General features: G+C 62.6%; 12 protein-coding genes and 1 pseudogene. 4 read left to right on the top strand and 9 right to left on the bottom strand.

From position 1 onward, the window contains the following. From purH to QM600_RS08370, 4 genes and pseudogenes are all read right to left on the bottom strand, one after another. Positions 1-242, bottom strand: a pseudogene (gene purH / locus QM600_RS08385) (bifunctional phosphoribosylaminoimidazolecarboxamide formyltransferase/IMP cyclohydrolase); the annotation flags it as partial. After that, positions 235-927 (bottom strand): phosphoribosylglycinamide formyltransferase, encoded by a 693-nt coding sequence (gene purN, locus QM600_RS08380; RefSeq protein WP_283260996.1) that lies wholly within the window; start codon positions 925-927, stop codon positions 235-237. The pseudogene purH and the gene purN, both read right to left, overlap by 8 nt. Before the next feature lie 6 nt (positions 928-933). Further along, the gene (locus tag QM600_RS08375; RefSeq protein ID WP_283260995.1) at positions 934-2,433 is read right to left on the bottom strand and encodes a cell division protein PerM; all 1,500 of its coding nucleotides are present in this window, start codon (positions 2,431-2,433) and stop codon (positions 934-936) included. A gap of 108 nt (positions 2,434-2,541) precedes the next feature. Continuing rightward, positions 2,542-3,537, bottom strand: a complete 996-nt coding sequence (locus tag QM600_RS08370) for a DUF5336 domain-containing protein (protein WP_283260994.1) — start codon at positions 3,535-3,537, stop codon at positions 2,542-2,544. Between the two features lie 86 nt (positions 3,538-3,623). On the opposite strand from QM600_RS08370, the gene QM600_RS08365 reads away from it, so the two are divergent. Further along, the gene (locus QM600_RS08365) at positions 3,624-4,247 is read left to right on the top strand and encodes an IMPACT family protein (protein WP_283260993.1); all 624 of its coding nucleotides are present in this window, start codon (positions 3,624-3,626) and stop codon (positions 4,245-4,247) included. Between the two features lie 25 nt (positions 4,248-4,272). On the opposite strand, the gene QM600_RS08360 is transcribed toward QM600_RS08365, so the two are convergent. From QM600_RS08360 to QM600_RS08345, 4 genes are all read right to left on the bottom strand, one after another. Then, the gene (locus QM600_RS08360; RefSeq protein ID WP_283260992.1) at positions 4,273-4,896 is read right to left on the bottom strand and encodes a DUF5336 domain-containing protein; all 624 of its coding nucleotides are present in this window, start codon (positions 4,894-4,896) and stop codon (positions 4,273-4,275) included. A gap of 126 nt (positions 4,897-5,022) precedes the next feature. After that, entirely contained in the window at positions 5,023-5,925 is a 903-nt protein-coding gene (gene sucD / locus QM600_RS08355; RefSeq protein WP_094274441.1) for a succinate--CoA ligase subunit alpha, read from the bottom strand. A 15-nt stretch (positions 5,926-5,940) separates the two neighbouring features. Then, the gene (sucC, locus tag QM600_RS08350; protein ID WP_283260991.1) at positions 5,941-7,110 is read right to left on the bottom strand and encodes an ADP-forming succinate--CoA ligase subunit beta; all 1,170 of its coding nucleotides are present in this window, start codon (positions 7,108-7,110) and stop codon (positions 5,941-5,943) included. Between the two features lie 193 nt (positions 7,111-7,303). Then, a complete protein-coding gene (locus QM600_RS08345) occupies positions 7,304-9,181 on the bottom strand; it encodes a hypothetical protein (protein WP_283260990.1) in 1,878 nt (625 codons plus the stop codon). Between the two features lie 359 nt (positions 9,182-9,540). On the opposite strand from QM600_RS08345, the gene QM600_RS08340 reads away from it, so the two are divergent. Beyond that, positions 9,541-10,452 carry a M23 family metallopeptidase gene (locus tag QM600_RS08340; RefSeq protein ID WP_502942912.1) on the top strand — a complete coding sequence of 304 codons (912 nt, stop codon included), beginning with the start codon at positions 9,541-9,543 and terminating at the stop codon, positions 10,450-10,452. An 84-nt stretch (positions 10,453-10,536) separates the two neighbouring features. Here the strand turns inward: QM600_RS08340 and pcrA are convergent, their stop codons facing one another. Then, the gene (gene pcrA, locus QM600_RS08335) at positions 10,537-13,095 is read right to left on the bottom strand and encodes a DNA helicase PcrA (RefSeq protein WP_283260988.1); all 2,559 of its coding nucleotides are present in this window, start codon (positions 13,093-13,095) and stop codon (positions 10,537-10,539) included. Positions 13,096-13,470: 375 nt separating this feature from the next. On the opposite strand from pcrA, the gene QM600_RS08330 reads away from it, so the two are divergent. Further along, entirely contained in the window at positions 13,471-13,779 is a 309-nt protein-coding gene (locus QM600_RS08330; protein WP_094274444.1) for a chorismate mutase, read from the top strand. A 65-nt stretch (positions 13,780-13,844) separates the two neighbouring features. Then, positions 13,845-15,500 (top strand): glucose-6-phosphate isomerase, encoded by a 1,656-nt coding sequence (gene pgi / locus QM600_RS08325; protein WP_283260987.1) that lies wholly within the window; start codon positions 13,845-13,847, stop codon positions 15,498-15,500. Positions 15,501-15,502 lie beyond the last annotated feature (2 nt).

Raw genomic sequence — 15,502 nt, 5'->3', positions numbered from 1 at the left:
GCCAGAACGCCGGCGTGAACGCGCGGATGCAGCGTCTTCACTCGACCTTCGAGGCATTCGGGGAATCCGGTCAGAGCCTCGACCGGCGTCACGGGGATACCGGCGTCGGCGATCTTCGACGCGGTCGAGCCGGTCGACACCAACTCGACACCGGCCTCGTGCAGGCCTGTGGCCAGCTCGATCAGACCACTCTTGTCGTAGACGCTGACAAGTGCACGGCGCACAGCCTTGCGTTCACTCACTGGGGATCACGGCCTTTCGTCCATCGGAAACTACTCCGTGTGTAGCGACAGCGGCGATAACGTCCGCCAACAACCGACGCTCTACAACTTTGATGCGCTCGTGCAACGTCGACTCGGTGTCGCCCGGTAGCACTGCCACAGGTTCTTGGGCCAGAATCGGCCCGGTATCCACTCCACCATCGACCAGGTGCACGGTCGATCCCGTGACCTTCACGCCGTACGCCATCGCGTCGGGAACCGCGTGCGCGCCGGGGAAGGCAGGCAGCAACGCGGGATGAGTATTGATAATTCGTCCGCCGAACTCCGCGAGGAAGCTGGGACCAAGGATCTTCATGAATCCGGCACTGACCACAAGATCCGGGCGATGCGCGGCAACCGCCGCGGTCAAAGCCTTGTCCCAGTTTGCGCGATCGTCGTAATTCTTGATCGACACTTTGAACACCGGAATCCCGGCAGCCTCGCCGTGTTCGGTGGCTGCGCAGTCACGATCGACACCGACGGCAACAATCTGCGCGGGGTATCCGTCGGTCCTCGACGCGTCGATCAGCGACTTCAGGAGGGTACCGGCGCCGGACGCAAGAACTACGACGCGTGTAGGCGTCGTCGGCTGCAGGTTGTCGGCCGAGGCAGTCAGCGCTCTACTCCTGAGAACTAGAAGATGATGCGGCCGGAGAATCGACCACACGACAGCCTAGTCGCTTGTGTCTTTCGGAGGTGAGGGCAGGTCCGCCCCAGGCTCCTCGTCGCCGGGATCCTCGCCGGGTTCCTCGTCGTCGGAATCGTCGGCAACTGCGGCCTCGGGTTCTTCGAACGGCTCCGGCTCCGTGACTGGTTCGGGTTCTTCGACAGCCTCTTCGTCGATCAACTCTTCCGTGACGCCGTCGTCCTCAACGCCGTCATCCTCGGAATCGACGTCGTCCGGAACCTCGGTGGTTTCGTCGACGGACTGCACACCCAGATCAGGCACATCCAGATCAGAATCGTCGAACTCGAACTCGTCCGCGGTACGGTGCGCCATCCACGTCACTACCAGCGCAGACACCACTCCGAACAGCGACAACCATCCGAAGGTCAATAATCCGAATGCCCACCACGTCACCTCGACGGCGCCGAGACGCCCCAAGTCTCCCCCACTGGCCAGAGCAAAAAGTGCCAGGGTGATTCCGGTTGCGAAGGCCGCGGTAAGTGCTGCCAGCACAGCATCCTGACCGTCGGCACCTTGAATCTCGACGCGCTTCGCACAATCACGACCCGACAAAATTCCGACCACGGCCGGAATGATCAGCAGTACCGCCCAGAGTCCGCCGCCCACGCTTTCGGGAATTGCTCCGAGGAGAGGCAACGGCGGCAAGTCCCCGCCCACATTGCCGAACACACTGATCGATACGTCACCGACATTCGCAGTGGCGCCGGTCAGTACAGCGACAGCACCGATCACGAGGTTCGGCAGGTACAGCAGCGACAGCACGGTCAAGCCGAGTACGCCGACAAATCCACCACCTCGTGAGAGGAGATCGCCGACGGTGGTCCACGAGATGAGCAGTGCCACGAGGACTGCAATCGCTCCCGCTGCCAGCAGCGTCGCAATTGCCCCTGCCGCCGGTCGAACCGCGGCCGACGCCCAGGGCGGAATGCTCAGCGCGAAGGTCTGCCATTGCGCTATCGCGACACCGCACACCGCTGCAACAAGGTGAATTCCGGCGACCCACCCGAAGGCGCTCAAGGTATTGGGACTCGACAGCGGGATCGCGGCGGAAGCGTCGGCGACGACGGCCAGACTTATCGCGGTGACGGTGAGTGGGCCGGCGACTGCGGCACCCAACAAACGCAAAGTCGTATCCCGAGAATCCGTGAGCTGCGATGCCGACGCACATCTGCGCGCCACCACCCACATCATGACGGCGGTGGGCAGCAGTGGCAGTACACCCAGCTGGACTCCGTCGATTGTTGCGGGCACTTGGTGGATCGCCAGCCAGGTCGTTGCGATGGCACCGAAAGTCCCCGTCAGATCACTGCTCGCGGATACGAGTGTCACCACCACCACCGCGGAGATCAGCAGGATCGTCATCCCCGAGGGACGGAAGGCCACCGTCAGGAGGGTTCGTGCCTGGTCCGAGTCCGGCGCCGGTGCGCGGAGTGACGTGCGGCCTCTGGCGGGTTCGGGTCGTGTGCGATCAATCAAAAAACTCATCCCCTCGAGGGTTTCACTCGAACTGCCGACGCGCAGTCAGGCGCGCCGCCCGGCCAGAAGAATGTGGCCTCCGACCGCTCTGGTCGGAGGCCACATTCTCGAAGACCGTTACTGCTTCTGATCGTCTGGGTTGCGAGAATCGAACGCTCGAGTCTCGGCGGCAGCATCAGTGTCCTGGCCGGTTTCGGGCGCTGCTGGAGGCTCGAAACCTGTGGGCTGATACTGGCCCGGCTGGTACTGACCGGGTTGGTATTGGGGTGCTGCCTGGTACTGAGGTGCTGCGGGCGGCGTGAAGCCGCCGTAAGGCTGCTGTCCGGGCGTCTGCTGGGGAGCGGGTTGCTGGGCAGCACTGCCACTTGCTTCTGCGGGTGCAGAACCGTAACCGGCCGCATACCCCTGGGGTGAACCTTGTTGGGGTGCCTGGCCGTACGGCTGCCCGTACGCCTGGCCCTGCGACGGCTGGCCCTGTGTCTGCGGGTACGTCGGCTGCTGAGGCTGCCCGTACTGCCCCTGCTGGTAGCCCTGCTGGCCCTGCGGGTAACCCTGTCCGAACTGCTGCGGCGCGGCAGCGCGAGGCGCGGGCGCCTTCAGGATTCCGATGTCGAACAGAAGTGCCGCAATGGCCGCGACTACCTGGAGGAAGCTGAGAATGAGGACGACGATCAAACCCCACCCGAGGCTGATGGTGATGTAGTCGGTCGAACCGAGTGTGAACGCCGTGAAGGCGAGGGCCACGAAACCGGTCAGTGACAGCGCGGCAACGACTCCGGCATGCGTTTGCTTGGGCAGCAGCGATACTGCTGCCAGGACGCCACCCGCGAAAAGGAATCCGAGACCGTAGACGCCGGCTTCGAAGAAGCTGGACGTGGTGCTCGAGTCGCCGCTGATACCAGCACTCGAGATGGAGGTGAACGGCGTGAACCCGAGCAGAAAGTTGACGATACCGAGCGCGGCTACAGCCACGGTGAGGATGAACCCGATATTCGGTGCCCCACTGCCTCCCTGTCGCGACGGTCCGGCCGGCGGCTGCGAAGATCCAGCCGGGGGCTGCGGAGGCCCATATCCTGACCCTCCGAAATTTGACTCTGGCGGTGTGAATGTCATGACTTCTCCTCGCAGACTGGCTTCGGTATACCCCAGCCTATGTGTGTCGCCTTCGCACGGTAACACCGACAGGAGACAATAAGAGGATGCCCTTCACTCTCGCCCCCGGCGTGGATCGCACTGTCGAAACCGAGGTGAAGCACTCGAAGTTCATCGCATCACTACGCAGAATTGACGACGTCGACGCGGCCCAACGGTTTCTCGGCGAACAGAAATCTCTGTATCCCGATGCGCGCCACCATTGCTCCGCTTATGTGCTGGGTTACGACGCGAATTCGCGGATCGAACGTGCCAACGACGACGGCGAGCCCGGCGGCACGGCCGGCGTTCCGATGCTGCAGGTTCTCAAAGCCCACGATCTCGTCGATGTAATTGTGGTTGTCACAAGATATTTCGGCGGAATCAAGCTGGGCGCGGGTGGATTGGTTCGTGCATATTCGGGCGCGGTGTCCGTGGCGGTGGACTCTGCGCGGTTGGTCGGTCGCGAACGACAGATGTTGTTCACCTTGGCTATTCGGCACGGCGAGGCTGGTCGCGTCGAGGCTGAATTGCGGGCCCGCGGTGTTGTCGTCCTAGGAACCGACTACGGCTCGAAAGCTGTTCTGACCCTTGCCTCAGATGATCCGACGCAACTGGAGTCCACAGTTGCCTCGGTCACCTCGGGTTCCGGACAACTCGAACCCGCCGGAGATATGTGGGTGGACGTCTGACGCCCGAGCAGGAAAGAAACCAGCCTTACTGACCGAAACCCGGAGACGGCACGTTGTAATTCATGGCGGGTGCCGCCGGCGTGAGCGCTGCGGAACCGAGAACCAGTACGGCGACGGCGCAGGCAGCTTGGATGAATCCGAAGACGATGACGAAGATGAGTCCGACGCCCACTTCGAGGCCCTCGGACAATCCGATCAAGGTGAAGACAAGTGTGACAAATCCCGTGATCGAGACCGCAGCCACCACAACGTTGTTCGGCACCTGATTCGGAAGCAGACCGAGACCGGCCATCACCCCGGCCAACAGCAGCAGCGCAATGCCGACGATCCCGGCACCGAGTGAAGCATTATCGAAGAAATTCATGCTGTCAGAACCGAAGATACCGGACGACGTGACCTTGGGATCCTCCTTGGCGAACGGAGCGAAACCCAGCAGGAAGTTGACGACGCCGAGACCCGCAACTCCGATCGTCAGTATCGATCCGAGGCCGCGACTACGCACCGGTCGCTGTTGGAACGGCTGGAACGGATGCTGCTGCGGTTGCTGATATTGCTGCTGGGGCTGGTACGGATTGGCCTGGTACGGATTCGGTTGATTCGGATTGGGTTGGGGCGCACCGTAGCCCCCGGAATCAGGCGTGAACGTCATCTTTTTCTTTTCTCCCTTGCCGACTCGAATGCAGAACAACGAGCAGCGCCCGCAACCAGGAAAAATACCTGGTTGCGGGCGCTGTGGTCTTTCAACACGCAGAGCGGAAGGCTCCGCGAACAAAACCTAGAGGCTCTGGAGGATCTCGCGTGCGAGTGCAGCGGTGGCGGACGGCGTCTTGCCGACCTTCACACCTGCAGCTTCGAGAGCTTCCTGCTTGGCCTGAGCCGTTCCCGAAGAACCGGAGACGATGGCGCCGGCGTGGCCCATGGTCTTGCCCTCGGGCGCGGTGAAGCCTGCGACGTAGCCGACGACCGGCTTGGTGACGTGAGCCTTGATGTAATCGGCTGCACGCTCTTCGGCGTCGCCACCGATTTCACCGATCATGACGATGACCTTGGTGTCGGGATCGTTCTCGAACGCCTCGATGGCGTCGATGTGCGTCGTGCCGATGACCGGGTCGCCGCCGATGCCGATGGCCGTGGAGAAGCCGAAGTCACGGAGCTCGTACATCATCTGGTAGGTCAGGGTGCCCGACTTGGAGACGAGGCCGATGGGGCCGGTGCCTGCAATGTTGGCAGGCGTGATGCCGACGAGTGCCTGGCCGGGGGTGATGATTCCGGGGCAGTTCGGTCCGATGATGCGGGTCTTCTTGCCCTTGGACTCGTTGTACGCCCAAGCGTAAGCGGAGTCCTGGACCGGGATGCCTTCGGTGATGACCACGAGGAGCGGGATCTCCGCGTCGATGGCCTCGACGATGGCGTCCTTCGAGAAGGCCGGGGGAACAAACGCGATGGAGACGTCTGCGCCGGTCTCCTTCATTGCCTCTTCGACCGTCGCGAAGACGGGAAGCTCGACAGCGGAACCGTCAGCTGCAACGTGCTTGACCGTGGTGCCGGCCTTGCGGGCGTTGACGCCGCCGACGACCTGGGTGCCGGCCTTGAGCATCAGAGCGGTGTGCTTGGTGCCTTCGCCGCCGGTGATGCCCTGGACGATGACCTTTGAATCCTTGGTGAGGAAGATTGCCATTGTTCTGTGAGTCCCTTACTTCGCTGCGTTAGCGAGCTCGGCGGCCTTGTCGGCGGCCTCGTCCATGGTTGCGACGACCGTCACCAGCGGGTGGTTGGCCTCGGCGAGGATGCGGCGACCCTCTTCGACGTTGTTTCCGTCCAGGCGCACGACGAGCGGCTTGTTGGCCTCGTCGCCCAGGGTCTTCAGTGCGCCGACGATGCCGTTGGCAACTGCGTCACACGCGGTGATTCCACCGAAGACGTTGACGAACACGCTCTTGACCTGCGCGTCGTTCAGGATGACATCCAGGCCGGCAGCCATGACTGCAGCGGAAGCTCCGCCGCCGATGTCGAGGAAGTTGGCGGGCTTGACGCCACCGTGGTTCTCGCCGGCGTAAGCGACGACGTCCAGGGTCGACATGACCAGGCCTGCGCCGTTGCCGATGATGCCGACCTCACCGTCGAGCTTGACGTAGTTGAGGTCGTTTTCCTTGGCCTTGAGCTCGAGGGGATCGGTTGCGTCGCGATCCTCGAAAGCTGCATGGCCGGGCTGACGGAACGAAGCGTTCTCGTCGAGCGTGACCTTGCCGTCGAGGGCGAGGATCTCGTCGGTGGGCGTACGAACGAGGGGGTTGACCTCAACGAGGATTGCATCTTCGTTGATGAAAACTTCCCACAGCTTCTGGATGGTGACGGCTGCTGCGTCGAGCACCTCTGCGGGCAACTTGCCTGCCTCGGCGATGCTGCGCGCGAATGCCAGGTCGACACCCTTGACTGCGTCGACGGGAATCTTGGCGAGAGCGTCGGGGTTCTCCTCGGCGGTGACCTCGATCTCGACGCCACCCTCTACCGAGCACATGGCCAGGTAGGTGCGGTTCGTGCGGTCCAGCAGGAAGGAGATGTAGTACTCCTCGGCAATGTCACTTGCCTCTGCGACCAGCAGCTTCTTGACAACATGACCCTTGATGTCCAGGCCCAGAATTGCCTCGGCGTTTGCCACTGCGGCATCCACGTCGGGCGAGTACTTGACGCCGCCGGCCTTGCCGCGGCCGCCAACCTTGACCTGTGCCTTGACCATCACGGGCTTGCCGATTTCTTCGGCAATCTCGCGTGCGCCTTCGACCGTGTCTGTAACACGTCCAGCCGAAGTCGGCACTCCGTGCTTGGCGAAGAGTTCCTTCGCCTGGTATTCGAAGAGATCCATCTGCTCACCGTCTCGTCTGCGTTGACACCCGCTCGAGGGGTAGGAGCGGGTCTGTTCTGGACTTTAACCAGTTGCTGCGTTGGGTTTGCGCCCGCATACATGCTATGTGGCCCATGTCACGCATATGTACCCGGTGAGTCACGCCTCACGGATTGCCGCAGACGGTTCACACCGATTTTGTCAAGTGCCAGTCTCACTGTTTGTCGGCTTGCGCCGAACTCTGCGTGGCCCGGACTAGAAGCACAGCAACGACTAGCAAGAGTAGGCCCGTCCCTGCTGTGATCGCACCCACCCCCACCGTTGCGTCCGGAATGCGCGAAGACGTCAACGGTCCGGAGATGACGTAGGCAAGCATGGTGGCGGCCGACCCGATCAGGAGCGCCTTGGCCCGAGCCGGCCGCGCACGCGGTGCGATCAGTACGGCAACGAGCACCGCCACGCCCACGAGCAGTTGCCCCCACGTGTTGATCCCCCACGGCCAGTCGCCGACGGAGGCAGCCGAATATCTTTCACCGCGATACAGCGGCAGCGCGGTACCGGCTAGTGAAAGAACTCCGCCGATACCACCGACGACGAGCACCGCGCGATTCACGGCGTATTCGACGGAAGTGTCGATGTCTTCACGTTCGGCCGTGCCGGCGAGCCACAACGCGATGCCGGTGGCAGCGGCGACAACGGATGCCGCTCCCAGCACGAACACCCCGATACCGAGCCCGACGCCGGGAACGTCGGTCGCGATGACGACTGGTTGCAGAACTGCCGCCGCGCCCATGACGACGGTGGTCCACAGCGTTCCCAGAACCGGCCGGATCATGTTGGCCCGTCCTGGCAAGAAAAGCCCGAGCGAGGCGACCAGAAGGACGCCGGCAGCGAGCAAAACGATGCGGGTGGCGAGTATCGACGGTTCGGGAACTCCCTCGGGAAGCGACAACACCGGCAGCGAGGCTCCCGTTGCCGCGAGAGCTGCAGCGATCACGCCGAGGGCGCCGGCCAGGCGATGCAGTTTTCTAACACGAGCCTGCTCTGCGCGAGCCTGCTCGATCATCGCGGCTTTACGGGCGCTCTTGGTTTCGTTCCCCCTCCGTGCCGCCCCTCGTTGCGCCGACGCCGGGGCGGACGCAACGGCGGCACGCGACTCGCGCCGTGCCGTTAGAGCCGGCACTGCCGCGCCGATACCGACGATGACAACAGCCGCGAGCGCCCCGACGATCGAGCCCACTCCGACGCCGATCCGATCGCCCCCGGCCAAACCTGCAACAACGCGGGTGCCGCTCACACCCAGGGCGCCGATGCCGGCCCCCACAAGCGCTCCAGCCCCGACCCACGACGAGATCGACGTCAGAGCCACCGCGGTGACGATCAGCAGGGCGACGGCGACCAGGCCGGTACCGAGCGCGCTCGCCGCGGGGCTGTCCACGAGCGGACGAACCAGAAAGATCGGGTCCTGCGAGTCGAAGGCGGGCCCGAACAGAGCGAGCACGTAGGCGATAGCGGCAAAGATCGCAGCCGCCGTCGGCCAGGTTCCGATACGCGCACCAACCGATCTGCCGTCGTATTCGGCGGCACGCGCACTGCCGTAGCCATCGCGTTCGGATTCACGGTGAACGATCACAAGCCCGAGCCCACCGGCGACTACCAACAGTCCGTGACCGATGAGCGCGACGTAGGCCCCCATCCCGGCGTTGATCAATCCGGCAGAAATCGGACGGAAAAGTTCCAAGCGGTTCGCATCGATTGCGTCGACGAACAACTGAACGTCCAGGATCGCGACGCCGAGTGACATCGCACCGATGCCGGCCAGAAGCGCACCCGCGAGGGATGGACTACGACGACACACCCCGATCGCAACAGCCGGAACAGCGAGGGCACACAGAGCGGCGAACACGGAAGCCGAAACGATCGAACCGGACGCCCCTTGTCCGCTACCGACGCCGATCAGTGGTGCCACGGCAACTGCGACGCCGCCGAGGACTGCCACGAGTAGCGCCAGAGCAACAATCGGCGGGACCCGCGGAGGCAGGCGGACATCGTCCGCGTATTGCACCGGAGAGTTTCGGGGTGTTGACGACACCCGCTCGACGGTAGTGCGTGCGCAGGCCGGTAATCAGGTTGTGACACGCTCGATCGTCAAACGAGATAATTGGTCTGATTTGTCCGAAGACACGTTTCGCCTGGTCAGATTGTGAGCCACATCACAAACCGAGACTCGTTTGCTCTAGAGGTTGCACGTGTCGCAACCATTTCGTTACCGTTGCTCCAGCTAAGTCACAGACTGATTACGAATCCCGAGGAGCGAACAGGCACATGCGACACGGCCAGTTCACCACCAGCAGGTTCACGGAATCAGAACAAGACGAGGTCACGCCCTCTTATCCAACGCACTCGGCCCGGCGTTACACCGAGACCAAAAGTTCTGAGATTTCTTCCATTATGTTCACTCGCACCTCCTCCCCCACATCGTCAGATTCCGACTCGGCAGATGCCTTTCCGGCAGACTTCGAGAGCGTCGAGTCCGATGTGACCAGCGTCCCCGCTTCCATCCCGGCCGCATCCGTAGATGTCACCTCCCCGGTTCGCCGCACCGGCGCCCATCGCATCCCCACCCCGCCGTCCGCACTGAAGGGCCGCGCCGCAGTTCTCGCTGTAGCCGCCGGCGCAGTGGTCGCAGCGGGTCAGGCAGTTGTCAACAATGGCTCCGCCAACGCTGTCGATCATTCGGACGTCGCACTCGCCAACGAGTCCTCCGCGATCGCAACCACCGCGCAGCCGCAGGCCGCCCAGTTCGCGCCCACAGCCGCAGCATCCCTCACAACGGCAGCCGATGCGCCGCAGGTACTCAACGTCGCGGCACCCACCGACCTGTCGCAGTTCAGCAATCTCCTTGCCAAGGGCCAGCGTTACAGCGAAGAGCGCGCAGCGCGCGAATCCGCTGCCCGTCGCCCGCTGTTCGTTCTTCCCGCCAACGGAACCTTCACATCCAACTTCGGTAGCCGCTGGGGCACGCTGCATGCCGGCGTCGACATCGCGGCACCCATCGGAACTCCGATCGTCGCAGTCGCCGACGGCACCGTCATCGACTCCGGCCCGGCTTCCGGCTTCGGAATGTGGGTTCGCCTGCAGCATGCCGACGGCACCATCACCGTCTACGGTCACATCGACACCTCGGTCGTCACGGTCGGCCAGCACGTCATGGCCGGCGATCAGATCGCAACCGTCGGTAACCGCGGCTTCTCCACCGGACCGCACCTGCACTTCGAGGTTCACCTCGCAGGCGAGAACAAGATCGATCCGCTCCCCTGGCTCGCCTCACGCGGCATCAGCCTGGGTATCGAGCAGGACTAGCTCACTCCAGTTCTTAGCACTTTCGGCCCGCACCTTCTCGAGGTGCGGGCCGAAAGTGTTTCTCAGGCTTCCCGGCCCTTGTTTCTACAGCTTGACCATCGGCACGCCGCCAATGAGCATCAGACGCACCTTTCCGGCGCTACCGAAGTCGATGGTCACCGTCGCGGTCGGGCCGGTTCCCTTCGTCTCGAGAACTCTGCCCAGTCCGTACTTGTCATGGTTGACGCGATCGCCCACAGCAAGAACCAGGTTGTTGTTGCGTCCGCGCGCGGCACCGAAAGTGGGTGCGGGGGCATCGTTTCGGGAAGTACTTCCGTACCCACCACTCTTGTTGCCGTATCCGCCGCCTTGATTCTGACCGCCGCTACCATAACCAGGCCGACCACTCCCGAATCCACCGCTCATACCCATACCCGGGTCTTCGCGACGCCAGTTGATCAGGTCTTCGGGAATTTCGCTGATGAACCGTGAGGCCGGGTTCTGGATCGGCTGCCCCCAGGCGGAGCGCATGATCGCTCGCGTGAGGTACAACCGCTGCCGGGCGCGGGTGATGCCGACGTAGGCGAGGCGTCGTTCCTCCGAGAGTTCTGCCGGGTCACCGAGGGCACGCATGTGCGGGAATTGGCCGTCCTCCCAACCGGTTACGAAGACGACCGGAAACTCGAGCCCCTTGGCAGTGTGCAGCGTCATCATTGTGACGACGCCTTCGTCGGAGTCGGGCAACTGATCCGCATCGGCCACCAACGACACTCGTTCGAGGAACGCGGCCAGCGAACCCGGATCCGGTTCACCTTCACGCATTGCCGCAGTTTCCTCGTCGTCCGGGTCGATCAGCCCGGCGGCATTGCGCGCATCGGAACTGAATTCTCTTGCCACGCTGACGAGTTCATTGAGGTTGTCGAGCCTGGTGCCGTCCTGCGGGTCGCTGCTGGCGGCAAGTTCGGCGCGATAACCACTGCGCTCGAGAACTGCCTCGGCTATTTCGCCGATGTCACCGAGCTCCGAAGATTCTGCGCCGTCGGCAGATTCGATCGGCAGCATCGCCCGCAGGCCGTCCATCATGTCGATGAATGCAACTATGGCCTTCTGCGACCGCGTATTGAGCAGTGCAACTTTGCCTTCCGCTGCGTCGCGAAGTGCTGCCGCAAAGCTGATGTTGCGATGCTCGGAGTGCACGGCTACGCAGGCTTCGGCGCGGTCGCCGATTCCGCGGCGCGGAGTATTGAGGATACGACGCAGGCTCACTGTGTCGTCTTCATTGGCAAGCACGCGCAGGTAGGCGACGATATCGCGAACTTCCTTGCGCTCGTAGAACCGAACGCCGCCGACGATCTTGTACGGCACACCGAGGCGGATGAAGATTTCTTCGAGTGCACGCGAAGAGTTGTTGGTGCGGTAAAAGACTGCGACATCAGAGAACTTTGCATCGCCGTTGTCGACCAGACGATCGATCTCGGACGCGACAAACGATGCCTCGTCGTGCTCGTTGTCCGCAACATATCCGACGATCAGTTCGCCTTCACCGGAATCGGTCCACAACCGCTTCTCTCGTCGGCCCGTGTTCTTCGAGATGACGGCGTTGGCAGCCGACAGAATATTCTGCGTAGAGCGGTAATTCTGCTCCAGCAGAATGGTGCGCGCGTCCGGGTAGTCGTGCTCGAACTGCTCGATGTTGCGGATGGTTGCGCCGCGGAAAGCGTAGATCGACTGATCGGCGTCGCCGACCACACACAGTTCGGCCGGCGCAACAGCGTGATCGGATTCGCCTGCGCCACCGACCAGTTCACGCACCAGCATGTACTGGGCGTGGTTGGTGTCCTGGTATTCGTCGACGAGTACGTGACGGAAGCGTCGGCGGTAGTACTCGGTGATCTGAGGAAAGTTCTGCAGCAGATCAACGGTTTCGCCGATGAGGTCGTCGAAGTCGAGAGCATTGGCAGAGCGCAGGCGCTGCTGATAATGCCCGTAGACCTTGGCCACCAGGCGCGGCAATTCCGCCGGATCCTGATTGGCGGCTGCGACGGCTTCCTCGGGATCGATCAGCTCGTTCTTGAGGTTGGAGATGTGCGTCGCAAGCAACCTGGCGGTGAATCGCTTGGTATCGAGCTCGAGATCCTTGGAGATCATCGTGAGCAGTCGACGTGAATCGTCGGCGTCGTAGATGGAGAAGTTGGAGTTGAGGCCAGGAATCAACGCTGCCTGAGCGCGCAGAATTCGCACACAACTCGAGTGAAACGTGGACACCCACATGCTGTTGGCTCGCGGCCCGACCAACCCGGCCACGCGCTCACGCATCTCGGCTGCAGCCTTGTTGGTGAAGGTGATGGCAAGAATCTGTCCCGGTGTGACACCGCGCTCGGCCAACAGGTAGGCGATCCGACGCGTCAGCACCGCGGTCTTGCCCGAGCCCGCGCCCGCGACGATCAGCAGCGGCGAGCCGGCATGTACAACGGCTTCGCGTTGCTGCGGATTGAGCCCATCGAGGAGTGCCTCGGTGGCCGAGCCGCCTTCAGGCTGGTGCGTTCCGTGCTGCTGGGAATAGCCCTGCCGAGGCGAATGACCCTGCTGGTGAGGGTCCTGTTGGGAGTAGTCACCGTGCTCGAAAAGGCCACCTTGCTCACCGAGAGCTGGATACGTGTTCATCGCCTGTCCACGCTACCTGCGTCTACCGACAGAAGTATCAATGCATGCGCCGACAGGTGGACAAGGTCACGCCTCGACGGGACAGCACCCGTCGCGCCGCTCTCCACATCGTGACCGTCAGCACTTGGAACTGAAGTACCCGACATGGCAAACTGGACGCTATGTTCAGCCTCGCCGTACCTAACACCCCAGCTGACGCTGTCAGCCCGGTGGGGCGATACTTTACGTGCGCCGGACCCCGGTGGACGTGAACCGAACTGCTCACCTGCCTCTGGTCCGAATCGGATCCGGGGCTTTTTTCGTCCGTGCACCTGGATCGGTAACGACCCGAGCCGACAACACGATCCACGCAGTAGAAAGAGGAGACGAATACTCATGAGCACCCAGGCAGCAGCACCCGAGGGAAATGCCACTCCGAGTGACGTCGAGGTTCCGCGCAGCGAAGCCGAGATCAACGAACTTCGCAAGGAAATTGACCGACTCGACGCCGAGATCCTCGCGGCTATCAAGCGCCGTTCCGAGGTCTCACAGATCATCGGCCGTACCCGGATGGCGTCGGGTGGACCGCGCCTGGTTCACAGCCGTGAAATGAAGGTACTCGAGCGCTTCAACGAGTTGGGCCAAGAAGGCCACACGCTCGCCATGTTGCTCCTTCGCCTCGGCCGCGGACGCTTGGGACACTAGCGCCCTCCGGCAGTCAGCGAGACTCGTCCAGAAGTTTCCAGACCGTGCCACTAAAGTCGATAATTGTGAGCACTGACATCACCGGAACTTCAGCCTGGCAGAAACTGCGCGCTCATCACGCCGATTTCGAAGCCGTTCACCTACGTGAACTCTTTCGCGACGATCCTGCGCGTGGCACCGAATTGACGGTTGATGCCGGTGATCTTCATATCGATTACAGCAAGCACCGCGTCAGTCGCGAGACTCTGGATCTGTTGATCGATCTGGCTCGTACAGCAGGTGTCGAATCGCGCCGTGACGCCTTGTTTGCGGGCGATCACATCAATACGTCCGAGGACCGCGCTGCGCTGCACACCGCGCTGCGACTGCCCCGGGATGCGGCGCTCACTGTCGACGGCCAAGATGTCGTGGCCGACGTTCACGAGGTTCTGGACGCAATGGGCTCGTTTGCCGATCGCGTCCGCAACGGGGAGTGGACCGGCTCGACGGGTAAGCGCATCCGCACGATCGTCAACATCGGTATCGGTGGATCCGATCTGGGCCCGGTCATGGTGTACCGCGCCCTGCGGCATTACGCCGACGCCGGCATCAGCGTCCACTTCGTGTCCAATATCGATCCGGTGGATCTGGTCGGGCAGCTCGCCGATCTGGATGCCGAGACAACGTTGTTCATCGTGGCGTCCAAGACCTTCTCCACTCTCGAGACATTGACCAATGCCACTGCCGCCAAGCGGTGGCTGTTTGCCGGTCTCGGCAGTGACGATGCCGCCGCTGTCGCACAGCACTTCGTCGCAGTGTCCACGGAGGCCGAACGAGTTTCGGAATTCGGCATCGACACAGCCAACATGTTCGGTTTCTGGGATTGGGTGGGCGGCCGGTACTCCGTCGACTCCTCGATCGGATTGTCCGTCATGTGCGCTGTCGGGCCGGAGCGCTTCGCCGAGTTCCTCGACGGTTTCCACCAAATCGACACGCATTTCCGTACTCGGCCGCTCGAGGAGAATGCGCCCGTACTTCTCGGGTTGATCGGCCTCTGGTACTCCAACTTCTTCGGCGCGCAATCACGCGCTGTACTGCCATATTCCAATGACCTGCTGCGCTTTCCGGCATATTTGCAGCAGTTGACCATGGAATCCAACGGTAAGTCCGTGCGCGCCGACGGGACCCCCGTCACAACCTCGACGGGCGAAATCTTCTGGGGCGAGCCGGGAACCAACGGCCAGCACGCCTTCTATCAACTGCTTCATCAGGGAACATGGCTGGTGCCTGCCGATTTCATCGGTTTTGCAGAATCCACGGATGACCTACCCACCGCTGACGGCACGGGTTCCATGCACGACCTCTTGATGAGCAACTTCTTTGCGCAGACTAAGGTTCTGGCGTTCGGCAAGACGGCAGAGGAAATCGCGGCCGAGGGCACGCCCCCGGAGTTGGTGCCGCACAAGGTGATGCCGGGTAACCGTCCTACCACCACCATCCTGGCCAAAGAACTCACGCCGTCGGTGGTCGGGCAGTTGATCGCCCTCTACGAGCATCAGGTTTTTGTCGAAGGTGCGGTGTGGGGCGTCAATCCGTTTGATCAGTGGGGCGTCGAACTCGGTAAGACACAAGCCTTGGAACTCGGGCCTGCGCTCTCCTCGGAGGATCCTCCGGCCGACCTCGGCGACACGTCCACCGACGCACTAGTCGAGTGGTACCGCCATCAGCGAGGCCGGGCCTGATT

It is taken from the genome of Rhodococcus sp. IEGM 1379, from assembly GCF_030056815.1.
Classification (GTDB): Bacteria; Actinomycetota; Actinomycetes; order Mycobacteriales; family Mycobacteriaceae; genus Rhodococcus_F.
The sequence above is the reverse complement of the archived record's forward strand: the minus strand, read 5'-3'. Positions and strand labels throughout refer to the sequence as shown.